This is a genomic window from Ketobacter sp. GenoA1, from assembly GCF_003671475.1.
GTDB lineage: Bacteria > Pseudomonadota > Gammaproteobacteria > Pseudomonadales > Ketobacteraceae > Ketobacter.
In genome coordinates this window covers 102,457-127,934 of record NZ_RCHM01000032.1, presented here as the reverse complement: position 1 = coordinate 127,934, position 25,478 = coordinate 102,457, and the positions used below count along the sequence as shown (strand labels likewise).

At 57.6% G+C, this 25,478-nt stretch carries 21 protein-coding genes; 10 read left to right on the top strand and 11 right to left on the bottom strand.

Annotation, left to right across the window (positions count from 1 at the left end; all coding sequences use genetic code 11):
* Positions 1–102: 102 nt before the first annotated feature.
* The 4 genes from D9N13_RS13440 to D9N13_RS13425 all read right to left on the bottom strand — a co-directional run bounded on the left by D9N13_RS13440 (position 103) and on the right by D9N13_RS13425 (position 5,594).
* On the bottom strand, positions 103–1,701 hold the full coding sequence (locus D9N13_RS13440; RefSeq protein ID WP_290590953.1) for an acyl-CoA carboxylase subunit beta: 1,599 nt from the start codon (positions 1,699–1,701) through the stop codon (positions 103–105).
* A 28-nt stretch (positions 1,702–1,729) separates the two neighbouring features.
* Entirely contained in the window at positions 1,730–3,265 is a 1,536-nt protein-coding gene (locus tag D9N13_RS13435; protein ID WP_290590951.1) for a class I adenylate-forming enzyme family protein, read from the bottom strand.
* A 65-nt stretch (positions 3,266–3,330) separates the two neighbouring features.
* Positions 3,331–4,413 (bottom strand): CaiB/BaiF CoA transferase family protein, encoded by a 1,083-nt coding sequence (locus D9N13_RS13430; RefSeq protein WP_290590949.1) that lies wholly within the window; start codon positions 4,411–4,413, stop codon positions 3,331–3,333.
* A 20-nt stretch (positions 4,414–4,433) separates the two neighbouring features.
* Complete coding sequence (locus D9N13_RS13425) at positions 4,434–5,594, bottom strand: acyl-CoA dehydrogenase family protein (protein ID WP_290590946.1); 1,161 nt, start codon at positions 5,592–5,594, stop codon at positions 4,434–4,436.
* A gap of 179 nt (positions 5,595–5,773) precedes the next feature.
* Between D9N13_RS13425 and D9N13_RS13420 the strand changes: the two genes are divergently transcribed.
* Positions 5,774–6,568 (top strand): enoyl-CoA hydratase/isomerase family protein, encoded by a 795-nt coding sequence (locus D9N13_RS13420; protein ID WP_290590943.1) that lies wholly within the window; start codon positions 5,774–5,776, stop codon positions 6,566–6,568.
* Positions 6,569–7,804 carry a thiolase family protein gene (locus D9N13_RS13415; RefSeq protein ID WP_290590940.1) on the top strand — a complete coding sequence of 412 codons (1,236 nt, stop codon included), beginning with the start codon at positions 6,569–6,571 and terminating at the stop codon, positions 7,802–7,804.
* A gap of 35 nt (positions 7,805–7,839) precedes the next feature.
* On the opposite strand, the gene D9N13_RS13410 is transcribed toward D9N13_RS13415, so the two are convergent.
* A complete protein-coding gene (locus D9N13_RS13410) occupies positions 7,840–10,191 on the bottom strand; it encodes a serine/threonine protein kinase (protein WP_290590937.1) in 2,352 nt (783 codons plus the stop codon).
* A gap of 284 nt (positions 10,192–10,475) precedes the next feature.
* Between D9N13_RS13410 and D9N13_RS13405 the strand changes: the two genes are divergently transcribed.
* A complete protein-coding gene (locus D9N13_RS13405) occupies positions 10,476–11,378 on the top strand; it encodes a GAF domain-containing protein (protein ID WP_290590934.1) in 903 nt (300 codons plus the stop codon).
* Here D9N13_RS13405 and D9N13_RS13400 read toward each other — a convergent pair.
* Complete coding sequence (locus tag D9N13_RS13400) at positions 11,375–13,597, bottom strand: thioredoxin domain-containing protein (protein WP_290590931.1); 2,223 nt, start codon at positions 13,595–13,597, stop codon at positions 11,375–11,377. The genes D9N13_RS13405 and D9N13_RS13400 overlap by 4 nt on opposite strands.
* 230 nt (positions 13,598–13,827) lie before the next feature.
* Between D9N13_RS13400 and D9N13_RS13395 the strand changes: the two genes are divergently transcribed.
* Together D9N13_RS13395 and D9N13_RS13390 are read left to right on the top strand one after the other, a co-directional pair.
* Positions 13,828–14,319 carry a NifB/NifX family molybdenum-iron cluster-binding protein gene (locus D9N13_RS13395; protein ID WP_290590928.1) on the top strand — a complete coding sequence of 164 codons (492 nt, stop codon included), beginning with the start codon at positions 13,828–13,830 and terminating at the stop codon, positions 14,317–14,319.
* A 6-nt stretch (positions 14,320–14,325) separates the two neighbouring features.
* Positions 14,326–14,580: a hypothetical protein gene (locus D9N13_RS13390; protein ID WP_290590925.1), complete on the top strand. Its 255-nt coding sequence runs from the start codon at positions 14,326–14,328 to the stop codon at positions 14,578–14,580.
* A 61-nt stretch (positions 14,581–14,641) separates the two neighbouring features.
* On the opposite strand, the gene D9N13_RS13385 is transcribed toward D9N13_RS13390, so the two are convergent.
* Positions 14,642–16,657: a hypothetical protein gene (locus tag D9N13_RS13385; protein WP_290590922.1), complete on the bottom strand. Its 2,016-nt coding sequence runs from the start codon at positions 16,655–16,657 to the stop codon at positions 14,642–14,644.
* Between the two features lie 367 nt (positions 16,658–17,024).
* Here D9N13_RS13385 and D9N13_RS13380 point away from each other — a divergent pair, with 367 nt between their 5' ends.
* The 5 genes from D9N13_RS13380 (at position 17,025) to D9N13_RS13360 (ending at position 22,745) form a co-directional block, all read left to right on the top strand.
* A complete protein-coding gene (locus D9N13_RS13380) occupies positions 17,025–17,909 on the top strand; it encodes a peptidylprolyl isomerase (RefSeq protein ID WP_290590920.1) in 885 nt (294 codons plus the stop codon).
* 1 nt (position 17,910) lies between these two features.
* Positions 17,911–18,870 carry a HupE/UreJ family protein gene (locus D9N13_RS13375; protein WP_290590917.1) on the top strand — a complete coding sequence of 320 codons (960 nt, stop codon included), beginning with the start codon at positions 17,911–17,913 and terminating at the stop codon, positions 18,868–18,870.
* Between the two features lie 95 nt (positions 18,871–18,965).
* On the top strand, positions 18,966–19,538 hold the full coding sequence (locus D9N13_RS13370; protein WP_290590914.1) for a HupE/UreJ family protein: 573 nt from the start codon (positions 18,966–18,968) through the stop codon (positions 19,536–19,538).
* Between the two features lie 4 nt (positions 19,539–19,542).
* Entirely contained in the window at positions 19,543–20,148 is a 606-nt protein-coding gene (locus D9N13_RS13365) for a HupE/UreJ family protein (protein ID WP_290590911.1), read from the top strand.
* Positions 20,145–22,745, top strand: a complete 2,601-nt coding sequence (locus D9N13_RS13360; RefSeq protein ID WP_290590908.1) for a hypothetical protein — start codon at positions 20,145–20,147, stop codon at positions 22,743–22,745. Before D9N13_RS13365 ends, D9N13_RS13360 begins: the two co-directional genes overlap by 4 nt.
* A gap of 5 nt (positions 22,746–22,750) precedes the next feature.
* Here the strand turns inward: D9N13_RS13360 and D9N13_RS13355 are convergent, their stop codons facing one another.
* The 4 genes from D9N13_RS13355 to D9N13_RS13340 form a co-directional block, all read right to left on the bottom strand.
* Positions 22,751–23,386 (bottom strand): putative 2OG-Fe(II) oxygenase, encoded by a 636-nt coding sequence (locus tag D9N13_RS13355; protein ID WP_290590905.1) that lies wholly within the window; start codon positions 23,384–23,386, stop codon positions 22,751–22,753.
* Entirely contained in the window at positions 23,383–23,871 is a 489-nt protein-coding gene (locus tag D9N13_RS13350; protein ID WP_290590902.1) for a hypothetical protein, read from the bottom strand. Before D9N13_RS13350 ends, D9N13_RS13355 begins: the two co-directional genes overlap by 4 nt.
* An 89-nt stretch (positions 23,872–23,960) precedes the next feature.
* On the bottom strand, positions 23,961–24,587 hold the full coding sequence (locus D9N13_RS13345; protein ID WP_290590899.1) for a TetR/AcrR family transcriptional regulator: 627 nt from the start codon (positions 24,585–24,587) through the stop codon (positions 23,961–23,963).
* Positions 24,571–25,401, bottom strand: a complete 831-nt coding sequence (locus D9N13_RS13340; RefSeq protein WP_290590898.1) for an SDR family NAD(P)-dependent oxidoreductase — start codon at positions 25,399–25,401, stop codon at positions 24,571–24,573. Before D9N13_RS13340 ends, D9N13_RS13345 begins: the two co-directional genes overlap by 17 nt.
* Between the last annotated feature and the right edge of the window lie 77 nt (positions 25,402–25,478).

Below are 25,478 nucleotides of genomic sequence, written 5' to 3'. Positions count from 1 at the left end.
AGTTTGGAGTCCGGCGCCGGCAGACAGCGTGCCTGGGGACCACTGCCTGGCATCCCGCAACACACCGCACACCGAATCCTCAGCGCCATTTTCTAAATTCATTTACATGCGATAAACATAACGACGCTCATCTTCCGGCGGCAGAGTGGCGGCCACCGCCAGACACAATGCCAGTACATCCCGGGTCTGGCCGGGTTCAATGATGCCGTCATCCCAGATCCGTGAAGTGGCGTAATAGGCATTGCTTTTCTCGGCATACATGGCGCGGGTTTCCTGATCCAGTTTGGCCAGTGATTCCGCTGTGGCTTGATTACTGATACTGGATTTGGCCAGCTCCAACACCACATTGGTGCCAATGTCCGGGCTCATGGTGGCCACCACGGAATTGGGCCAGGCAAACATCAGATTGGGCCGGAAGCCGCGGCCGCACATACCATAGTTACCCGCCCCGTACGAGCCACCCACCACCACGGTAAAGCGTGGCACCCTGGCGCAGGACATGGCGTACACCAGCTTGGCGCTGTGCTTGGAAATACCGCCCTGCTCGGCGGCTTTACCCACCATAAAGCCCGGTACATTCTGCAGGAACAGCAGGGGAATATGGCGTTGTTCGCACAGCGAAATAAAATGCGCACCCTTAACCGAAGCATCGGAAAACAGGGGGCCATTGTTGCCCAGAATGCCCACCGGATAGCCGTCGATGTGCGCGGTGCCACAAATCAGGCTGGTGCCCCATTGCGGCTTGAATTCCTGAAACTCACTGGCGTCCACCAACCGTGCAATCACTTCGCGCATATCATAGGGCTGGGCAAAATCCTTGCTCACAATGCCCTTCAACTCGTCCACATCGTATACCGGAGGCCGGCTTTGCTGACGACGCTGATGACACTGAGAGCTGCGGTTCAACCCCGCCACGATGTCGCGCATGCGGGCCAGGGCCTCCTGCTCGGTTTCGGCGATGTAATCCGATACACCGGAAACCGTGGTGTGCATCTCGGCGCCACCCAATTCCTCCGGACTGATTTCCTCGTTGATGGCCACTTTTACAATGGACGGCCCACCCAGGTGAATGGTGGCATTGCCGCGCACCATCACCACTTCATCAGACAAGGCGGGAATATAGGCCGCACCGGCGGTACTGACACCAAACACCGCCGCCAGTTGCGGCAAGCCCTGGGCGGACATATTGCACTGGCGGAAGAAAATATTGCCGAAATGATCCCGATCCGGGAACACGCGATCCCATTCATGCAAATAGGCGCCGCCACAGTCCACCAGATAAATGCACGGCAGTTGATGCTGTTGCGCAATCTCCTGGGCACGGATGTGTTTCTTAACGGTTTCCGGATAATAGGCGCCGCCTTTCACGGTGGAATCATTGGCCACAATCACGCAATGGGTACCGTGGACAACACCAATGCCGGTGACCACCCCGGCGCTGTGCACCCGGCCGCCATACTGCTCATAGGCCGCCAGGGTGGAGAACTCAAGAAACGGTGTGCAGGGGTCTACCAACAAATCGATACGCTCACGGGGCAGGAGTTTACCGCGCTTGCGATGGCGTTCGATCAGGTGATCCCTGCCACCGCTGACAGCGTCGGCCATGCGCTGGCGCAACTGCTGCGCCAGTTCGCTGTGGTAGGCATGGTTCTCGCGAAAACTGTCAGCGTTCTTGTTGACCTTGGACGTAATTCTACTCATGTACTGTCTCTGTTGTTATGGGCCCGGGCTATTTGGTGCGGCCGGTTCCTTCCCAATAGGGTGCGCGAATCAACTTGCGGCTCATTTTGCCCACCGGCGTACGGGGCAGGGGCGTGGTTTGAATCTCAACCTTGATGGGTTTCTTGTAGGAACCCAGTTCGTTGGCACACATGTCGATGAGTTCCTGCTCGCTCACCAGGGCAGGGTCTTTCACCATCACGATGGCATAGGGGGATTCACCGAAGCGATCATGGGGTACACCGAATGCCACCACCTCGATAACCTGTTCATGGGTGGCCAACACGTTCTCCAATTCAGTGGGCCAGATATTGAATCCACCGGACAGAATCATGTCGTCTTTGCGATCGAACATATACAGGTAGCCGTTGTGATCCAGGTAACCCACATCGCCGGTGTGTATGAACCCGCGAATAATGGTTTTTTCACTGGCTTGCGGATTCTCCCAGTAACCACTCATCTGGCCGTCATTGCGGAAACAGATTTCCCCTTCCTCGCCATAGGGCAGTACGGCATGGGTTTCCGGATCGCGGATTTCCACTTCACAGAACGGGTGCACCTTGCCCAGTGAGCGCAAGGGATTGGAGCCTTCCACTTCGGTCACCCACTCGGAGGCCATGGTCATGGTCACCGGCACCCCTTCTGACTGCCCGTACAACTGACACAGAGCATCCCCCCAGATACTGTGAGCCTTGCACACCGCAGCTTCGGTGATGGGGGCAGCGCCAATCATCAGGCATTTGAGGTGTGACCAGTCCTTGCTGTCCACCCCCGCCACCTGCATGATGTCGTTGACCATGGTGGGCGCCACAAACATATAGGCCACCTGCTCTTTCTCCATCAACGATACCACGGTATCAACCTGGTATTTTTCCACCACCAGGTTCACACCACCCATGAGCCAGATGGGCACAAACATATAACCGGAGGCATGGGAGATCGGCGCAATGTGCATGCAGACATCGCCCGGGCTAACCGGCGGCAGGGTAAAGAACCAGTTACGGCCAATCTCAAGCCAGGCGCGGTGCGTGAATGCCACCCCTTTGGGTTTACCGGTGGTACCACCGGTGTGACGAATCACATAATTCTGTTCCGGCGCCACCGCCACGTCCGGGTCGGTGTCCGGAAAGCTGGCCAGCCAGTCTTCATACTGATTGTTCTGGCGTACGATGATGTGCTCCAGCTCCGGCAGCTCATTGTTCATACCCTCCAGCTGATCAGCATAGTGCTCGGCCACCACCACCGCTTTACAATGGGTATGCTCCATCATGTACAGGTGGCTGCTGCGGGCGTTGCGGGCGTACAACGGTACCCGGGTGATATTGGCAATGGCGGCACCGAGAAAAAAGTCCACGGCTTCCAGCGTGTTGTCTTCCAGAGAGGCAACGGCATCGCCGGGTTTCAACCCCATGGACAACAACAGATTCGCCATGCGGCAGCCCCGCGCCCAGGCCTGGGCAAACGTGAGGCGGGATTCACCTGCAATGATGGCAGGCCGGTGGGCATGGAACTGGGCAGAGCGGCGCATCATATCTCGAATGTTCATAGTGGATTCCTCTTTTATTCTTATGTCCTGTCCTGAAAAATTTACTGCCTGTTTAACTGCCTTGATTACGGTTGCCTGAAGGGCGGCCGGGTGGCCGGAGGTTTACCGTCCACATAGGCGGGAAACAGCGCCTGCATGACACCATCCTGCTCGCTCACCAGGGCGCGGGTTTGAATGTGTTCACTGTTCAAGGCCTGGGCCAAGGGAGCCACCCGGTTGACACAACAATCCACCTGCCCAAAGCGCTGCTCACATTCCCACATGGTCAAGCCGGCAAAATAGTGTTCCAGCTCACGCTGTAGTTCGGTTTGTGGCAACCCATCGTTGATACGCTCGATCCACTCAGGATGATCCGCCGCCAAACAGAACGCCTGCCAGAATTTGGGCTCCACCGCCCCCAGTGCCAGCCACTGATCGTCGGCGGTTTTATAGGTGCGGTAACGGGCCGCACCGCCGTTCAACAGCGCGCGGCCACGGGGCATGCCCTGTTGATTCTGTTGCGCCTCCACCAGCGAAAACAGCATCAGCGGCATGACGGAATCCGCCAGTGCCACCTCAATGTGCGCACCCCGGCCACTGCGCTCCCGTTCCAGCAATGCCGCCAGCACGGCGCTCATGCCGAACAGGGAAGCGGAGCAATCCGCCAACGGTGGCCAGGGTGCAACCGCGTGTTCTGCAGTACCGGTGCCTTCCAGTACCCCGTTCATGGCCAGGTAATTGATGTCATGCCCCACCGCTTGCTGCAGCGGGCTGTGCTCGCCATAGCCATTCAGGGAACAGATCACCAGGCGGGGAAATTCCTGCCGCAACAGCGGGATCGACAAGCCCAGTCTTTCCAATACACCGGGGCGGAAGGATTCAAACATCACATCCGCATCCTGCAACATTTCCAGCAACCCGGCCCGGCCTTCCGCTGTTTTCAGATTCAGCTGCACCCCCAGCTTGCCGCTGTTGACCGCGTCAAAATAACCGGAGTATCCGTTGGGGCCCTCCGGGCCGATAAAACGCAATTCCTCACCACCGGGGGGTTCCACCTTGATCACCCGGGCCCCCAGATCCAGCATCATCAACGATGCCAACGGCCCAGGCAGATGGCGGCTCAGATCCACCACCTTGATGCCTTGTAGAAACTGGTTGATACGGTTCATGGCCGGGCCCTGCGTGTGGCTTAGGTAAAGGTCACATCCAGACCCAGTTCCTTGGCGATGATCATGGTCTGAATCTGGCTGGAACCATCACCGATGCGGGTAATGCGGGTATCACGCAAGTAGCGGGAAACCGGACAATCGTTCATAAAGCCGTAACCACCGTGGACCTGTACCGCCAGATCCGCCACTTCCGACGACGCTTCACAGCAGTAGTATTTGGCCATGGCCAACTCGTAAATGCTGGCGGTGCCGGCGTCCGCTTTCATGGCGGCGGAGCGGGCCAGCAGGCGTGAGGTTTCCACTTTCACAGCCATATCGGCAATCATCTTCTGGATCATCTGCAAGCCTCCCAGGGTGCGGCCAAATGCCTCCCGCTCGTTGGCGTAGGCAATGGAATGATCCAGGCAGGCCTGCGACAATCCCAAGGCACAGGCGGACAGAAAACAGCGGGCAAACTGATAGGTTTTGTGCACGATGTAGCGGCCCTCACCTTCTTTACCCACCATCATTTCGTCACCCACTTCTGCGCCATCCAGATAAATGGGGTGGGTATCCGAGGAACGCCAGCCCAGTTTGTCGTAGGATTTACCGATGGCGACCCCCGGTGTGCCTGCCGGAACCAGGAACAAACTCATCTTGGTTTTTTCGGCATCCTTGGGGCTGGTCACGGCCCCCACCAGGTTGTAGGCGGTGATATCGGTGCCGGAGTTGGTGATGAAGGCTTTCTCGCCGGAGATAGACCACTTGTCACCCTGCTTGTCCGCCCGCGTGGTAAAACCGGCGGTCCAGGAACCGGCCTGGGGCTCGGTACCGGCGATGGAACCCACAGCGGTACCGGCCACAATACCGGGCAGAAATTCCTGCTTGTGCAGATCACTGCCGAAGGTCTGCAGGGTCAACCCCGTGGCCACCGCCACCATAACCGACAGGGCAAAGGTCTGATCCGCCCGGGCCAACTCCTCGATGGCCAGCGACATTTCCAGAATCCCCAGGCCCAGACCACCATGTTCCTCCTTGAACGGAATGGCGCAAACACCGATGTCCTTGTTCATTTTCAGGTACAGCTCGGTGGGAAATTCCGCTTTCTGATCAAGCTCATAAGCAATCGGCGCCAACTCGGAGCGAGCCCATTCACGCACTGTGTGCTGCAGGTTTTTCTGGTCTTCCGTCAATTCAAACATCGTGAGGATTCCGTTACTGAAAGAAAAAGTCGTCTGTGGGTTTAAGCGTTATTCTTCAATGAAATCATTATGCGGAGATGCCTGTGGTGACCCATCGTCCAAGTGGACTAGGACATTCACAGGCCCCTGCAATACCGTTTGGATTCCAGAATCAGCAGCTTCATCACATCAGGCCTGACATGAGCGAATCCCCACCCAAGCACGCTGTGCTCAACAGCCGGTTACTGGGACACACCCTGTGGCTGACCATGAACCAGCCGGAAAACCTCAATGCCCTGGGCTTTGACCTGGTGGCCGCCCTGCAGGAGGCACTGGCCTCTGCGGCAACCAATAATGACATCCGGGTACTGGTGTTAAGCGGAACCGGGCGTGGCTTTTGTGCCGGAGCCGACCTCAAAACCATGACCGGTGAATACGCGCCCGGTGAACCCGATGTGCTGGACAGGATTGTCGATCTGTTTGCGGTGTTGCGTGATTTTCCCAAACCGGTGATCGCCGCCGTCAACGGCATTACCGCGGCCGGCGGCCTGGAATTGATGCTGTGTTGCGATCTGATCTACGCCGCGCGCAGCGCCCGGGTGGGCGACGCCCACTGCAACTACGGCATTGTTCCCGGCGGCGGGGGCGCGGCGATTCTGCCGCGCATTCTGCCCGCCCCCATTGCCAAATACCTGTTATTCACCGGTGAGCTGCTGGCGGCGGAGACACTGGCCCCCTACGGCCTGTTTAACGAAGTGGTGGACGATGAGCAACTGTTGCACCGGGTGGCCGGCGTTGCCGACATCATTGCCGCGAAAAGCCCCATCGGCCTGACCCGCACCAAACAGGTGGCCAACCAATCGCTGGATAAAACGGCGGCCGATGCCATTCTGCACGAGCGCCTGATGGCGCGGGATCAGTTCCGCTCCCATGATTACCGGGAAGGTCTGCAGGCTTTTCTGGAAAAACGCACACCACAATTCAAGGGTTATTGAGTGTCTGATATCTATATCATCGGAGTGGGCATGACCCGTTTCGGCCGCCACCCGCAGCACAGTCTGAAGCAGCTCAGTGCCAGCGCCGTGGAGGAGGCCCTCACCGATGCAACGCTGGAAAAAAATCACATCGAAGAAATTCATTTTGCCAATTGTGTGCAGGGTTACATGGATGGCCAGCACATGATTCGCGGCCATGCCATTTTCCTGGAGCAGGGCTTCCAGGGGATTCCCATCTTTAATCTGGAAAGCGGTTGCGCCAGCGGCAGTATGGCCTTTCATATGGCGGTACGCAGCCTGCTCTCGGGCCAGGCCGACATCGCCCTGGCGGTTGGCGCCGAAAAAATGGTATGCGAGGACAAACGCAAAATGTTCAATGCGTTTACCAGCGCCTGGGATGTGCAACGCAGCCAATGGCAAATGGACATCATCAACCGCATGGCCGCCGTGGTGGACAGTCCACAAGGCAGCCAGTCACCCCGGCCCTACAGCCCGTTTATGGACGTGTACAAAGCAGAGTTCGCCCAGCACCAGGCTCTGTACGGCAGCAGTCAGGAACAGGTGGCGGCCATTTGCGCCAAGAATCACCAACATTCGGTGCACAACCCGAAGGCGCAATTTCAACAGGCCTTTAGCATCGCCGACATCCTGCAGGCTCCCCCCATTACCTACCCGCTGACACTGCCCATGTGTGCGCCCATCAGTGACGGCGCCGCGGCGGTCATTGTCTGTAACGGCAGTAAACTGGCGCAGCTGGGTGTACAGGGGCGGGCGGTCAGAATACTGGCCACTGTCACCGGCTCGGGCCGGGAACGGGCGGCGAGCGATTTGCAGCAGCATCTGGTCACCCGCCTTGCCGACCAGGCCTATGCCAAAGCCGGTGTCGGGCCAGAGGAGGTCAGTGTGGCGGAAGTGCACGACGCCACCGCCGTGGGGGAATTGATTGAAACAGAGAATCTGCACCTGTGTGAACCGGGTGCCGGCGGCACACTGGCGCAACGGGGTGACACCTGCATCGGTGGCCGCATCCCCATCAACACCTCCGGGGGTTTGGAATCACGGGGCCACCCCATTGCCGCCACCGGCATTGCCCAGCTGTATGACCTGGTAACACAGCTGCGGGGAGAAGCCGGCCCGCGCCAGATCAACCACCCGCGCATTGGCCTGCAATGTAATGTTGGCGGTTTCTGGGGTGTGGAAGAGGCGTCAGCCCATGTTGCACTGCTGAGCCGTTAACCCGGTTGGAACGTGGTCAAAGCATCTGCCGCAGCTCAATAGAAACGATCCATAAAATATTCGTCGCCGTCTTTTTTGCGTTGCCAACGGGCATTTAAGTCTTGCAGCTTTTCATGTTGGGGATTGATTTCCAAACCTTTGGCGATCAACTCCCGGGAAACCTCAAGATTCTCCTGTTTGAAATAACGCTTGCCCGCCGCGAAGAATGCATTGGCGTAAACATCATGGGCAACACTCACTTTGGGATCGTTGTAATGATTGTTCAACACCGACATATAGGAGGCATAGGCTTTGTTCAGATCGTCCAGGGTAACGTTTTCTTTCTGCCGCAACACCGCAATCCAGGTTTCCAGTTTTTCCATGGATTCCAGATAACGCACGCGCTCCACCGCCTTCAGCATGGACTGCACGTCCGCCTTCTTACCATCGGATACCGCATCCAGTTCCGCCACACTGGCGGCGCGATCAACAAAGCCCTGGGCCTGCTGCAGATCGCCGGCGTTTAACTGTCGGCTGGCCATGGACAGATATTTTGCCACCACACGATCCAATCCCCGTTGGGCGGCAGGGTGATCAGGATCAAGGGCCAACACCTGTTGGTATAAGCTGTAGGCACTGTTCTTCAGGGGCACCATCAGCCGGTCCCGGCGCAACGCCCCATCGGCCCGGGCCACCAATGCCTCCACTTCTGCTGTGCCGGTGTAATCCTCCATGGATTCGCCAGCGGACGGATTCTCTGCCAGCGGTTGCTCGCTGACGGTCTGCAATAACGCCACCTGTACCGCCTGATCTTGCGCGTTCTCTATCGAGTCCGCTGCTTCAGCACTGGCGATAATCTGCATGCCGCCGGCCTGTTGTTCTGCTTCCGCCGCGGCAGGCTCGGCTTCTGGGAGGGGCCCATCGGCATCCTCAGTAACAGCAGATGCCTGGGCAGTGTCGGCATCGGCGGCAGCACTAAAGGCAGCATCAGAGGCAACATCAGATTCCGGGTCATATTCCGGATCAGATTCCAGGTCAGAGGCAGGCTGCTCGAGCTGCACCAGATAATCGTTCAGCACATCGTTGGCGGGCGCGGGCGCAGCAACGGAAACGCTATCATCCACTGCCGTCTCTGCTCCACCACGGGCTGGCTCAGGCGCCTGCTGCAGGGCCACCTCGGGGATGGTTTGCGCGGCTGCGGTTTTGGTGGCAGGCGCAGCGCTACCGCGCTCTGCCACGGGCGCGGTAGCCGTGGCCTTATCCTGCATGTCCACCACTGCAACGGCACCCGCCAGCAGTACCACACCGGCGGCGATGGCAGCGGCCTTGCCGCGCTCCCGCTGCACCCAGTCACGGCCATGCTTCAGGGCATCCCCCATGCGATGCTGCCACTGTACGGCAACATCCGACAGCCGGGTGAGTCGTTGTGAACTCTGGCCTGCACCATGCAGGGTGGGAGCAGAAGCACTGTAAGCGCGGCTGGAAGGCATGGGCGCGGGGGTGGCAACCGAAGTGCCATGCTGCCCGGTACTGCGTACCATAATGCGGGTGCCGCCCTCGGTTTCACTTTCAAAATCCTGCAGTACCACCGATTGCCAGTTATCCGGCGCCGTCCGCAGATAGGGCTCCAGCGCTTGCGCCACCTCCAGGGCAGACTGGAAGCGGTCGGCCGGTGCCTTTGCCACCATCCGCTCCAGGATGGGCTGCAGATAAGCAAAGGTTTGCGGTAATTGCGGGATCGGTTCCGAGATGTGTTTGATCGCTGCGGCAACGGAGGAGTTGGCATCGTACAAAGGCCTGCCCACCAGCACTTCGTAAAACACCACCCCCAGGCTGTAGATGTCGGAGCGGGTATCGATGTCCCGGGCCAATGCCTGTTCCGGGCTCATGTAATGAGGAGAGCCAACGATCATGCCGGTGGAGGTCATATTGCAATCGGAGGTATCCAAGGCCTTGGCAATACCAAAGTCGGTCAACACCACGGTGTTGTCTTCACGGAACAGGATGTTTTCCGGTTTGATGTCGCGATGGATATAGGATTTGGAGTGGGCGTAGGACAGGGCCATGGCGATTTCATAGATCACGTGCAGCGCCTCGTCGGCACGCATACCCTGCTTCAGACGCTGTTTCAAATCACCGCCGGGCAGATATTCCATGGAAAGATAATGATGATCCCCGGCCCGCCCCACATCAAACACCGGCACGATATTGCGATGATTGAGGCTGGCGATGATGCGCGCCTCACGAAAAAAACGCTCACTGAAAACGTCGTCGCCCGTGAGGTGTCGCGCCATGATTTTCAACGCGACCTGACGATCAAAACTGTTTTGCACGGCCACATAAACTGTCGCCATGCCACCCTTTCCGATTTCTTTGACTATTTCATAGCCAGGTATAACCACATCCATTGTTGTACACCACCTCTCGCACGGTGCCCCGGGTTGACGATTGGTAGAAAAAGAACCCTATTTTGGAACCGTTTTTAAAGCATTGTCCACCGTCATCAGGCTGCTCTGTGAAAATTACGTGTTTTGGGTGGCAGAACCCCCCACCACCGATCAAACTTCCACCTAAACTGTGTTTTCAAAACCGGGGAAACGGCTCACACAGCATCCAGCTTGATTATTAAGTTGCCATCACAAAGGTGCTGATAGTAGCCTAATCCCAGATTGCTGCTATCGGGGATTAGGGTATGTCGTATTTCATCAAGGCCGCCGAAATCTGGCAGCCGGATGTGAGCGGGCAGTTTCTGGTGCTGTCGTCGGCTCACTACGGGGAGCTGGCAGATTTCCGGTGCGCCAGTCAAACCATGGGCTTCAATTTCGGAGAAGGGTTACCCGGCCAAACCTGGGCGCAACGACGGCCATTGATCTGGACCGATCTGAATACTTCACACTTCAAACGCAGCCAACTGGCAAACGAGGCCGGCCTGTCCTGCGGCCTTTCCATTCCGGTGTTCGCCGGGGATTTTCTACTGGGCATTGTGGTGCTGTTCTGCGGTTCGGAACCGGCTTTATCCGGCGCGGTGGAAGTTTGGCACAACCGTTATAACAGCCATAATGAATTGAAACTGTCCGATGGCTACTATGGACAACTGGAGCGTTTTGAATGGCTGTCGCGCCGCCTGACCATCATTCACGGGCGAGGTTTACCGGGGCGCGCCTGGGATCAGAACCGGCCGGTGCTGATGAACAACCTGCCCAGCTCCAACAGCTTTCTGCGGGCGCGCAATGCCGAAGAATGCGGCATTACGTCAGGCCTCGCCATTCCTTTCACCTACACCGACGGCGAGGTGCAGGTGGTCACGTTCCTCTCCACTCTGGAAACCCCAATGGCACGCCGCTTTGAGATCTGGATGCCTGACCTGGACGATCGCTACCTGCTGTTTAAATCCGGTTTCTGCTGCCAGGGCAGTGATCTGGAACAACGTTATCTGGACACGGCCTTTGTGCGGGGCCAAAGCGCGTTGGGGGAAGTCTGGCTCACCGGCCGCCCACTGGTGGAGGAAAGTGATCACCTGCAACATGAGCGTACGGTATTCATTCCCTTCATCATCAAAGGCAAACTGCAATCGGTGGTGTGTCTGGTGTTTTAAACCCACACCGTCAGCTGCATGGTTTCCGGCGGATGGCAGCTGTCCTCTGTGCACACCTGCAGGGTTAATTTCACACTAAGGGCCGTACCCGGCAGAAACGGGGTAACCAGGTTTATTGCCGAGGGTTCCGTCAACCGCTCCTGCCGGGGCAGCCTGATCCCGGCGGCCTGCGGCTGAACCTGAATGCCGATGGCCGCAGTCTGCACATAGCATCCCGGTCTCATGCCCAGCACCAGGCGAATGGTCGTTGGGCCCTCCTGTTGCCGCGACACAGCATCCAACCGGCACCATGCAGCCCCGCCGGCGGCGTATTGAACATCATCCACATTGCCGAATTTCAGAGCGGCCACGCCTTGCAGGAACACCGGTGAAGACAACGGGTTTTTATTCACCACTGCCGCGAACACCTGCACCTGCCGACGAATATGATTCTGCAATAACAGTTCACCGCTACGGGCGAGCAACGCCTGTAGATTATGCAGCATCATGGCATTCCCGCTGACCGTGGCAGTGTCGGCAATATTTTTACTGTTAACCAGCAACGGCCCGCTGGACTGCTGCGCACTGACAAAGAAACCAGCGGCCTGTTTATCCCAATACAGCTCCATTACCCCACAATAAAGTGACATGGCCTGCTCTAACCAGAAACGGTCCTGCTGCACGTCATAAAGCGCAATGAGCGCCGCCAGCAGCTGCGCGTAATCTTCCAGCAGAGCCTGTTGGCTGCTTACCCCCGCCAGGCTCAAACGCCACAGGGCTCCATCCTCCCGACGATGCCGCCGCAGGATCTGGCGGGCGGCATGGGCTGCAATGAGATAGTAATCTTCACGCTGCAACAGCCGCGCGGCCAACGCAAACGCGGCAATCATCATCCCATTCCACTCGGTAATGATTTTCTGATCCAGCATCGGCGCTACGCGCTTGGCGCGGTGAGCATAGAGGCATTGCCGAATTTCACGGATGCGCTGGCACAGATACCCATAGTCCAGCCCCAGCCGAAGGGCCAGCGACTGCAGATCCGCCTGCAGATTCAATACGGTTTTTCCATCAAAGTTACCCGCTTCGTCAATCTGATAGCATTGACACAACAAAGCGTAATCCGGTGCAGACAACAGCATCTTCAGTTCGGGTTGGCTCCAGATAAAAAAGCGCCCCTCTTCCCCTTCACTGTCGGCATCGCTGGCGGAATAAAACAGTCCCTGCTCATCACGCAATTCCGTGCTCACGTAGGCCAGTGTTTCCTCCACCACGCGCCGGTACTCCGGATTTCCGGATATGGCGTGGGCCCGGGCGTACACCTGCACCAGTTGCGCCTGGTTATACAGCATCTTTTCAAAATGCGGCACCTGCCACCGATGATCCACCGCGTAACGATGAAAGCCACCCCCTACCTGATCATAGATACCTCCCCGCAACATGGCGTCCAGAGCCCGGTGCACTTCCTGCCACAATGGGTTATCCGCCAAGGTTGCTTGCGGCTGGCGGGCCACCTGATCCAGCAGAAACAACAGATACGGTTCCTGAGGAAACTTCGGTGCCTGTCCGAAGCCGCCGTGGCGGGTGTCGGAGAGTTTGTGCAGGTGCCCGGCAACAGCGGATATCAAGTCAGTATTCAGGGTCTGGCCGGTGACCGCCGGTTCCAGGTATTGCCTGACTGACGCCAACAGTTGCGCGCCTTGCCGGATCAGATCCTGCCGTTCCTCCTGCCACAGGGCATGCACCTGCTGCAACACCTGCAAAAACTGAGGCTTGCTGTAATACGTGCCGCCAAAAAAAGGCGCCCCCTGCGGTGTCAAAAACATGGACATCGGCCAGCCGCCATTGCCGCGAATCACTTGTAACGCGGTCATATACACCTCATCCAGATCCGGCCTTTGCTCACGATCCAGCTTGATGGCAACAAAGTTTTCATTGATGTACTCGGCCACTTCCACATCATCAAAACTTTCTTCTTCCATGACGTGGCACCAATGGCAGGTGCTGTAACCCACCGACAGAAACACCGGTTTGTTTTGCTCCTGCGCCAGTTGAAAACTGACATCGTTCCAACTGCGCCAATGCACCGGATTATGCGCATGCTGCAACAGGTAGGGCGACACCTCCTGAATCAGATGATTCACGTACAACGGCCTGCCCTCCGCATCCAGGTGCCGGGTGCGAATGTCGTATTGTCCGCTTTTCTGTTCCTGTGCCGCTTTCAGTCCAATGCTGTGAATCATAACCTGTTACCCAACTCCACCTGTCTCCACATTGTCGCAAATAAAACAATGTCATCTAACGGCCAAGGAAATCAAACCGGCGCGGCCTGACACAAACCCGACAAAACCCCACTAACCAATTGATATGAATATCTTTTTCAGAAATCAAAGCGGCAACAGCAGGGTTCACCAGACTGGTTCGATGATTGCAGAATCCATTCCACTATCGTGCCGCAAGGGGAGACACCACCATGACCATGGAAAACCTGGCCACCACCACCGACCATGACTGCGTCGCAGATGCCGTCTGCGGCAACGGTGAATTAATCGTGGCCTTTGCCTCATCCGACGGTGATCTGGTGGATCAGCACTTTGGTTCGGCGCAGGCATTTTTTGTTTTCAGCGTCGGCACCGAAGACGCCCGCCTGATCACCAGCAAGGACTTTGGCTATGAGAAAAAAGACGGCAATGAAGACAAGCTGAAACCGAAACTGGCCTGGCTGGTGGGCGCCGATATTGTCTACTGCGGCTCGGTGGGCGGCTCTGCCAGCCGCCAGTTGATCGCCCTTGGCATTACACCAATGAAAGTCAGCGGTGGCCCCGACGTGGAAGAGTTGATCGACGCCATTCAGAGCCAACTCAACGGCGAACCCGAGTTCTGGTTGGCGAACATACTGAAGAAAAAACAGGGCCCGGGGGAGAACCGCTTCGACCTGATGGACGAAGAAGGCTGGGACGACTGACCCTGAATGGATACATTGAATTATATTTCAGTACTGGAACGCAGTCTGAAAGCTCACATACGCCTTAACCCCTGCGCCGACGAACCTCAAAACTGGAAACTGGACATCCAACTGTTCTACCAAGGCCACCCCGCCGGCACCACCAGCTTCAACCTGCACGGCTATACCCGGGAAGAGGCGGAACAGGTGGCACGCACGGTAAAAGACAACCAGTTCATGATGCGCGAGATCGATGAGTATCTGTGGGGTGAGAGCGATTAGCTCCCGGTAATACCCTATAAAAAAGGGCCCGTTGCGGGCCCTTTGCTGATCGGTTAAAGAACTATTTCAGTTCGATAAAGATGGGGTTGGTGTGGAACCAGATATCCGCCCAGGCTTCCACATCCGCTGTCAGCACGCCATTCACGTGGGGTGGACAGGCGGCATCCTCACACAAAATATTGTCACTCAGGTTATCCGCCAGTGGGTTGCCGTACATATCACGCTCGTTGGGCGTAGCGGCGGGAATATTGCTGCCGCGAGCACGAACATAGGCATCTTCGGTAGCACGGAAGCTGTAGAGCAGTTTTATTCTGTTGTCCTTCTCAGCCTTCCGGTGAGCCCATCTATGACCCCAACCATGGCCGGAACCACCCAGGTCATCCCAGGTTTTCACAATGCGGGTAGACGCCGGCGCCAGGGGATTATAATACTCCGGATCCGTTGGATTCAGCTCAGTGCCCACAGCCCCCATGATCAGGTCAACCTGGGCCAGCTCCGGCTCGTTCAGAGGCACGTTCATACCGATCTGCAGCAACGATGGATTGGCAAAGCTGTACTTGCTGTTGTTCTTGCCTGCCGGATCGGTCACCTCCAACAACACGTGCACCATTTGCCCTCTGCGAACCGCCAGCGTTTCACCCATGGTGGCACACTGCTGTCGTGTACAGGCCTTGAACTCCAGATCGCCGCTGATGAGCTGCCCCTGTACCGTGAACGAGTTACCGGTGCGCAAACCGTCAACGATGGCCTGGGCGCGATCTTCGGCTTCCGCGTCTTCGATCCAGACAAAATTCTGTTGATACTCGCCGGGCCAGAAATCATTGGTTGATTCAAAATCCAGGGGGCCAAAACTGCCGCGACTGTGCCAATCGGAACTGGCAAAGAACCAGAAACGACGCCCCTCGCTCAACATGGCATCCCACATGGTACGCACACCCGGTCGGCACAGTGTTACCTTGGCCGGGTCCATGTTGTCTGGAATCACCTCATACTCCGAACCGGCGGCAAAATCAGCCTGTGTCAAAGGCGTTCCATCAAAGTGCAGACCGGGCCTGGCCGCTTCCGCCGCGCCATAGCAACCGGTACCGCCATAGGTGAACAACCCCGCAGTGGGGCGACCCGCATTGTAGCTGCCACGATCATAGACAGCCTGATGGCCAGGCTGACTTTCAAAGCCGAAAGCCACATCCGGGGCTACGGTGTTCCAGTCACGCATGTGTTCAACGTTGTAGCCTTCATCATCCTGGGCAATGAATGCACCCTGGCGTTCAACGTGTGACTGTACCGCAAACGCCGCGCCGGGGAAGTTTTCCTGCATCCACAATACCGCGGCGGTGGATTTCACATGCTCACCACCATCGTCGATATTAATGCCGCCAACCAATGTGGAGTTGTAGTCAGCGGTGCCTTCTTCCGGCCGCCCGGCGAACAGGGATTTAATAGTGTTGTTACCCTGTTCAGACAATTCACAGGTCCAGCCCTGCCCACCGCCTTGACTGGTATCGTCGGAGTTACGCGCAAAGCAATATTCAAACTGCGCAAGTGCATCGGAATTCGGTGACTCGCCATATTGGCCCGCACTGATGGAGTTACTGGAATGCTCGTGCCCGGGCACGACCCACTCAACTCCCAGGAAAGCGGACTTATCTTCGTTACCCGGCAGGTTACGCTCTTCCACAATATCACCCAGGTTGAATTCCTGCAGGCTCTGCCAGCGCCACATGGATTCCACCTGAGCACCATTGCGCATGGTGTCGTAGCGCACGTCACCCTTGATATCCGCCGCACCGGCCGGCAGTGAGTTCACCCACAAGCCACGGTTGTATTCACTGTCGCGATTTAAGTACAGGAAATCGCTGACCCGGCAATCCCGGGCACCGCGGCCGCTGTGGCCAACATGAATAAACCAGTCCAAATACTCCAGTGATTTTCGGGTCAGTGTTTTAACCGACGTAGAACCATCGGAACAGGTCGTGTGGTTATGGAAATCACCTGACAGGTACTGCCCGGCGCTGACATTTCCCGCCGCACTGACCACCGCTGCCGCCAGAGCAGCAGACATTACATTTTTGTTCATGGAAGAACCCCCGAGTTCTTTTTAGATAACATTGACATTGATAGGTGAAGCAAGACACTGCTTGATGCACTTGACCCTATCTCGTCTGACGACAAGCCCTTCCATGGATTGCAACCGGCCAAGTTGACAGGGATAGTTTTTAAACCCTGTTAATGTCATTTAGGTGATGATTTTTTGAAGTTTCACTAACGAAATATTGCAATCAGAATACACAGCGGATGTTTGTCGTTTCATATTTCTGTAGCACAAACGTTTTATTAATAGCGTTCCAGCTTGCTTCATGCTGTTTCATTAAGGCCGCCGGTACGGACACCTTTGCGACCTGCTTCGCTTAACCACAAGCACCGTAGGAAAAGTACCCAAGACTATGCCTTCTTCATTGTTCTCATCCTGGCTTCGTGAACCGTTGATTCAGTTCTTGCTCCTGGCGCTGTTAATGTTTGCGCTGGACAGCTATGTGCTGGGCAACCGACCGGACCCCCGCCACATTGTTATTGATGATGCACGCTTGCTGGAATTCATCGATATCTTTGAGGAGGGCCAGGGGCGCGAGCCTTCTGCGGATGAACTCAACAACATGATCGTTAAATGGTCGCAGAATGAAATCCTCTACCGTGAAGCGCTGCAGATGGAGATGGATCAGGGGGATGAGATGATTCGCAACCGTCTGGTCCTGAAAATGCGCAACGTATTATTCAACCGCATCATCGTTGACACGCCGACCGAAGCGGAACTCACTGACTTTTTCCAGTTCAACCGGGACCGATACGACCTGCCGACGGCTTACGATTTCGAGCAGTTTCCGCTTACCGCAACCTATACCCTGCCACAGGCCGAAACCCTGGCACAGGCCCTGAATCAGGGCGAACCTCTGCCCGATGAATTGCAACCCAGCCTGCGTCATTATCGCCAACGGCCCGCCAGCAACCTGGAAACCATGCTGGGCGCGACGGCCAGTGGAACCCTGCTCGGCAACGCCACCAACCGGTGGCAGGTGATCGAACAGGACAACCGCCTGCGCATGGTTCGCATCACCGGCATCCACCCGGGCCAGCCCGCTGTTTTGGAATCCGTTAGAAACCAGGTGATCCGGGATTGGAAACAGTTCCGTAACGACATTCAACTGGCTGACCAAACCAAGAGCCTGGCTGATCGCTATCGCATAGAACTTGCCCTCAGCCCCCATTTATCGGCACGCCTGAATACAGCGCAGACAACACCTTTGGATGCCGTCAGCAGCAGGGTCAACTAACATGAAACCCATCCCCCTGGTTTGTCTGTTCCTGCTCGCGCTGACCTGTACCAAGGCTTTGGCCCATGAAACACCGATTGCGCTGCTCACCATCAGCGAGCGCCAAACCGGGCTCTTTAATGTAGAGTGGACCTATTCCTCATCCACCAATCAGTTCCCCCCCACGGTGGTGTTTCCCGCCCACTGTGAATTTGACTATCCGCGTCTGCAATGTGGCGAGAAGAATCTGTACGGTACACTCGCCCTGCAGCAATTGGGAGAGCGTTATTCCGCCGCGGTGGTACAGATAGACCGGATCGATCAGCAACCCCAGACCTACACCCTCACCGGGGCCAACCCCGATATTGCTCTCAATCCAAACGGCAATCTGCCGATTACGCGGATCATGGCCTCCTACCTTCCTCTGGGGTTTGAACACATTATGCTGGGTGTGGATCACCTGCTGTTCGTGCTCGGATTAATGTGGCTGGTGGGCAACCGCTGGATGCTGTTCAAGACCATCACGGCGTTCACCGTGGCCCACAGCATGACACTGGGTGCCGTGACCTTGGGCTGGCTGGGGGTACCCGAGAAGCCGGTAAACGCAGCAATCGCACTCAGTATCGCCATCGTTGCCGTGGAAGTACTCAAATTCAAGCGCGGTGAGCCCTGCGTGAGTGCACGCATGCCCTGGGCCATCGCCTTTGGTTTCGGCCTGCTGCACGGATTTGGATTCGCCGGCGCCCTGACCGGGATCGGATTGCCGGAAGCAAATCTGCCGGCGGCACTGCTGTTTTTCAATGTGGGCGTGGAGTTGGGCCAGCTGAGTTTTGTGCTGATTGTGCTGGCCCTGTTGTGGAGTCACCGCAGCCTGCAATCCCATTTTCCCCGCTGGATGGAAACCACTGCCATCTATGCGGTGGGCAGCATCGGCTGCTTTTGGTTCCTGACCCGGTTAGACATGCTGCTGAGCCCGATTTAATTCCCAACCACCCATTGCACGCAGAATAGAAGGTACTTCCCATGCCCCATCACCACAGGCCAATATCCTCTTCGCACCCAATGTGTGGCGCACTTGTGCTGCTGCTCATCTGTGCGGTCGCCAACCCGGCCCACGCCCATACCGAGGCCGGGGTCGCCGGTGGCCTCAGCAGCGGATTTTTGCACCCCATGCTTGGCCTGGATCACTTGGTGGCCATGGTGGCGGTTGGACTGTGGGGAGCCCAGTTGGGTAAACCTGCCATCTGGCTGTTGCCCATAACCTTTCCCATGGTCATGGCGGCGGGCGGGGTCATGGGATTGGCAGGCCTGCCGTTACCTGCCATCGAAACCGGCATCGCCCTCTCTGCCTTGATTCTCGGCCTGATGGTGCTGTTCAGCCTGCGCCCACCGCTGGAGATCGCCGCGCTTTTGGTGGGCTGCTTTGCGGTGTTTCACGGCCATGCCCACGGCACCGAACTGCCGGCGGCGGCCAACCCCCTGGCCTATGGAGTAGGCTTTGTGATCAGCACCGGCCTGTTGCACCTGGTGGGCATCGTACTGGGCACGCTCACCCGCTGGCCTGCGGGTACCCGGGCAATACGCGGCCTGGGCGGCATGATCGCCGCATTGGGTGTGTACTTCTCGGCGGCCAGCCTGGGTTGGATGTAATCCCATGAAACGATGGCTGTTGTTGTTCTGTCTGCTCACGCCACAGTGGGCTCATGCCCATCTGGTTTCCACCCGTTTCGGCGAGTACTACGCCGGCTTGCTGCACCCGGTGATCACACTGTCCCATCTCATTCCCTGGTTGGCGCTGGCCCTGGTGGCAGGTTTACAGAACACCGCGTCGGCGCGCACCGCATTGCCGCTGTTTCCTCTGGCGGTATTGGCGGGCGCGGCATTGGGCAGCACTCTGCCGGCACAGCAATGGATTGCCGTGATAAACCTGATTTCGTTTCTGGTGCTGGGTGGCCTGGTGCTTGCGGCCCGGCCCCTGCCACCCCGTTTTTTCATTGCATTGGTGATGGCAACCGGGCTCAGTCACGGGTACGCCAACGGCATGCCGGAACTGTTTGGCCAGGGGCTGGTGCTCTACCTGGCCGGGGTTACCTGTGCCGCCTATTTGCTGGTAAGCATCCTCACCGCCGCCAGCCATCAGCTCATCACCCAACGATCCTGGGGCATCATCGCCGTGCGCGCCGGTGGTAGCTGGATCGCGGCGATCGGTTTCCTGTATCTGGCCTTCACGCTTTTCGTTACAGGTGCAGCCGGGTCATGATCCAGGTGCGGTATCCCCTGTTTCTGCTGGTGGTCATCTTATCCGGCTTGGCCGGCCTGGGTTACCAGATGGTCTGGACCCGGTTACTGACGGTTTCACTGGGCCACGAAATGATTGCCGTGATTGCCGTGGTGGCCGCCTTCTTTGTGGGATTGGCGATGGGTGGTTTTACCCTGAACCGATTCATGCGCAGCACTGCTTATCCACACCACTGGTACTTTGGGCTGGAATTGGCGATCGCCTTCTGGTCGCTGATGTTGACCCAACTGATCCCCTTGTATAATGAGTGGCTGCCCACCCTGATGGGGGCCACCCCCTCCGCCTTACGTCACTGGTGTATCGCCTTCGGCGCCTCTTTGCTGGTACTGCTGCCGGCCACCTTTGCCATGGGCGCCACCCTGCCGGCGATGGAGCGCATGAGTTCCATGTTATGGCAGCAATCCGGCACCGTCGCCGGACTCTATGGGGCAAACACCCTGGGTGCGGTTCTGGGCACATTGGGTGCGACCTTTTTGTTGATTCCAAATCTGGGGCTGCATACCACCCAATGGATGTTGGCCGGCATCAACCTGCTCTGCGCATTGTCTGTTCCCGTGCTGTTTTTCCACCAAACCAGGTCACCAACCACCACCCCGGTTGCGCTCTGCGCTCCTGCCACCGCTCCCCGCGCACTGATTCTGTTCTGCAGCGGCCTGTTGGGTATCGGCTATGAAATTCTGGTGGTGAGAGTGCTGAGCCAGGTGCTCGAGAACACGGTTTACAGTTTTGCGGTAGTGCTGGCGGTGTACCTGGTTGGTATCAGCATCGGCGCCGGGTTCTATCAGCACAGGCTGTCGGCTCGGCTCGGCGCCAGCCACGCTCAGCATCAACTGACTCTGTTACTGAGCATGACCAGCGTGTTCTGCCTGCTGGGAATCGGCTGCCTGTGGCTGGCCAATACCCTGTACCCGTTTCTGCTGCAGGGAATGGGATCGGGCTCTGTCAATGCCATCCTGGCCGAGTTGATGCTGGCCGCCCTGGTGTTTTTGCCGCCCACTGCCTGCATGGGCGCGCTGTTCAGTCATCTGGCCAGCCACGCCATCGGCGGCAATGGCCTGGGTCATGCCCTGGGCTGGAACACCCTGGGTGCCGCCGTGGCACCACTGGTGTTCGGCATCGTTCTGTTGCCGGCCCTGGGGGCCAAGGTGGCCTTGCTGCTTATCCCTGTGGGTTACCTGTTACTGGCGGCCACCCGGCGCAACACCGAGTGGCCCTTGCGGCTGCGCTACGGAGCAATTCCCGCCCTGCTCTGTGTGGGGATGTTACTGCAACCTGTGCCCCTGCGCTTTATCAACAGCAGTACGCACAGCCGGGTTCTCGACTACCGCGACGGCATCATGGCGGCGGTTGCCGTGGTGGAAGACACCGCCGGGGCCCGTCATCTCAAAGTGAACAACCACTTCACCATGGGCGGTACCGCCTCCCGGTTCTCTGATCATCGCCAGTCACACCTTCCCCTTCTGCTGCAGGGGCTGCCTGAATCCGCGTTGTATTTGGGGCTGGGTACCGGCATCACATTTGAAGCCAGCCAATACTACCCGGATCTGCACACCACCGCCGTTGAACTCATACCGGAAGCAATCGAACTCATGCCACACTTTGGTGTGCAGGTGACCTCCTCCGCCTGGAATAACTCACCGACTATCATTGCGGCGGATGCACGGCGCTTTGTGCTTGCCAGTGATGCTGCTTTTGATGTCATCATTGCCGAGATCTTTCATCCATCACGGGATGGGGCCGGCTCGCTCTACACCCGGGAGCACTTTTCTGCCATCAGGAATCGCCTTGCCCCCGACGGTGTATTCTGCCAGTGGCTGCCGCTGTTCCAACTGGATCTGGATACCTTGCGCACCATCATCCGTACCTTCATCGACGTGTTCCCCATCGCCCAGCTGCACCTGGGCCACTTCAGCCTGGATCAACCGATCCTGTGTCTGGCGGGCTTTCAAAGCGCACCGCAATACGAGGCCAACTGGTTGCAGCAGCGGGTACACTACCCGCCCCTGCAGCAACAGCTGGTGCAGGGACGGCTGAATTCCGACTTTGCATTGTTCGGCGGCTTTTTGGGAGACACCCGGGCCCTGGCGCGTTTTGCCGGAGCCGGCCCCATCAATACCGATGATTTCCCCGTGGTTGCCTACCAGGCACCGCGCTTTGTCTATCAAACCCAGGATCAGCCCTCTGCGCGCCTGCTCAGATTGCTGCAGGCCCTGGCACCCTTGCGCGGCAGTCTGCTGCCTGATGCGGAGGCAGCGACGGAATTTGGCCGGCGCCTGCAATCCTACTGGCAGGCGCGGGATCGCTTTATCGAAGCAGGGCACCACGCCCGGGGCAGCCAAAATATCGGTCAGCTGGTGGCGTCAAGTAAAGCGCCATTGCTGGACATCGTGCGCAGCAGCGAAGATTTCACCCCGGCCTATCGCACACTGTTGATGAGTGCCCGCGGCCTGGCCCGGGAGCAACCCCAGGCGGCTTACCGCTTGCTGTCGGAATTACAGCAGGCAAGCCCACAGCAAATGGAAGCCCTGCAACTGCGCCAACATTTATTCGGTAACTGAAGGCATCACTGGCCTGCGAAACGAACCTCGTAATCCCAGCTTCTCAAGCGTTCCGGCAAGGCATTAAAGGCGATGGTAATGCGTTCACCCCCTTCATTGCGGGGCACTGCGTGCAACATGTAGCTGGGGAACAGCATCAGATCACCACGGCGCATATCGCTGGCCACCCAACGCTCTCCATTGTAGGGAGTGGTAGTGGATTGTGCATGCTGGTTGGAAAACACGAACTGGCGGCTACCCATGCTGTTGTGAAACACGGTGCGGGCCGACTCATCTGAATCCGTTAGATATATCACACCGGAAATAAAGCTGTTGGCATGGGAGTGCATCACCTGATGCCCACCGTGGGACAGGCGGTTCATCCACATCTCCTTGATGTGCCAATTCAGGTTTTCACCAAACAACAGGAAGCCGAAATCCCGCAGGCTTTCCTGTGCCAGTTCATCCAGTTGCTGATAGTGGGGGTTCTGCTGCGGCCGAATCACTTCCGTATGGGCCAGCAAGTCAGTCTGGGCATTTTTCAATTGCGGTGAGCGGCGAATCGCGGCGAGCACGTCGTCTGTGGCCCGCCGGCTGAGAAACCCCTCCACCCGCATCACCGGCACCGGAAACAGGTTATGGATGTGTATCTGCGCCATCATTGCCTCCCGGCCCGTCGAAAGGCATGCACAGCGGCCTCCTGTTCATCAACACTGCCATCCTGATTGGTGTCGGCCACCTGCAATGCCGCAAAAACAAATTGCCGGTACTCCTCTACACTGATCAACTCATTGCGATCGGTATCCATTCTCTGGAAAAGATACAGGTTCTGTTGTGGGGTGGAATGCGGCATGGACTGGGCGAACTCAACCGCGGAAATACTCCGTGATCGATCGCGATCGGCAAAGAAATACAGCTCGAAGAAATGTTCATCCACCTCGCCCTGTTCTATCTCGCCCTTTTTCTCACAATCCAGCACACTGAATATCGGCTGAATAAAATGCAGCGCCGCCTGATGCTCATCGACAAAGTGGTCAGTGGCCGGGGCCGGCGCAACAGGGCTCTGCATGGTGCAGGCAGCCAGCGTCAACACCAGCATGAGCGCCGCACGGCGCGCAATATACGGAACAGCAAACGGAAGCGTCATAGTTCATCCACAGAAGTCACAACGGACCCAGCAACCTAACATGGCTTCATGACTCTAATTTGACAGCAGTGTGACCATCCCCCGGGGCGTTACAGCACCAGGCTGCGGAATATTTTGTTGGCCAGGCGCAGGTGCTCCTCCATCATGGTGGCCTCGTCAAACTCATCCCCCAGTAAACGCTGCTGCATGCCCCGCGTCGAAAAAATTCCCAGAATCACATTGGTGCAGGTCATCATGTTGGCCACCACCCGGGTTTTATGCACTGAATCCGAATCCGTCTCCGGCAGGCTTGCCATGAAGCGCTGGGACTGTTCCACAAACTGCTGCTGCCATTGCAGTACTTTGAGGCTGATGCGGTGGGGCTGGCTGGTAAATTCCCGATGCAGAATCTGCGCGCAGTAGGGATGCCGTGCGTGCAGCGCCAGCAAGCGGGCGGGCATATCAAACAGCGTCTGCAGTGTTATCTTCGGCATGCTCCAATCCAGCAGCGCATCACTGAAAGGAATCAGGGCGCGGTCAATCACGCCATCGTAGATGGCTTCCTTGTTGGCGAAATGGGCGTATAGGCTCGGCTCCCGGATACCCACCAGGGTGGCTATCTCCCGCAAGGTTGTACCTTCGTATGCGTTGTGGGCAAACAGTTGTTCTGCCGCATCCAGTATGCGTTCCCGGGTGGAGTCCGCCCGCGGGCGAATTGATTCAATCTGTTCTGCCATGTTCGTCTCGGTAAACCCGTTTGGTATTGTGACTGATAAAGCGTATGGCATTGCGCCGGCTGAGTATACGCCGCAACACCCAATTCACCACCCGGTTCAAGCGTCCGGCAATGTGTGTGGGCCGCCGCCCCAACTGCTGCAGAGCTTCCCTGACCACCGCATCCGGCTGCATGGGATAAACGGTTTTTTGCCGGTGCCGGGGCGTTAAGGCATCAAACGTGGGTGTATGGGTTGCACCGGCCACCAGGGCCAGCACATCCACACCGTCTTCCTGCAGTTCCGACCAGAGCCCCTCTGCCAACACGGTATTGAACGCCTTGGTAGCTGCATAGGTTGCCACCATGGCACTACCCTGAAAACCGGACAGGGACGACATCAGCAGAATACCGCCATGACCCCGGCGCTGCATGGCGGGCGCCAGCGCATCAATCAACAGCAAGGGCCCGCGCACGTTCACGTCCACCATTTTCAGTTTATCCGCCAGCGAAATCTGCAAATACTCACCGATCACGGAATGGCAGGCGACGTACACCAGCAGGCCCACCTGCCGCCGGGCAATCAGGTCCGGCAGGCGGGCAACCGCCGACGCATCGGCCAGGTCCATTTCCAGGCAAAGCGTTGCAATGCCATGGCGCTGTTCCAGCCGGGCCGCTTGCTGCGTAAGGCCGGTTCCCGTCAGGGCAATCATCACCAGATTCAGCCCCCTGGCGGCCAACTGCTCACTGAAGCTGGCACCGATTCCGGTGGAAGCCCCCGCCACCACAGCCCATGGGCCATACCGTTGTCGCCAATCAATTTCCAAGCCTCCAATCATCCCGGCCCTCCTATCATCCCGGTTCTCCTATCACCCAAGCCCCCTCACTCCAATCACCCAAGCCCCTTATACCGTCG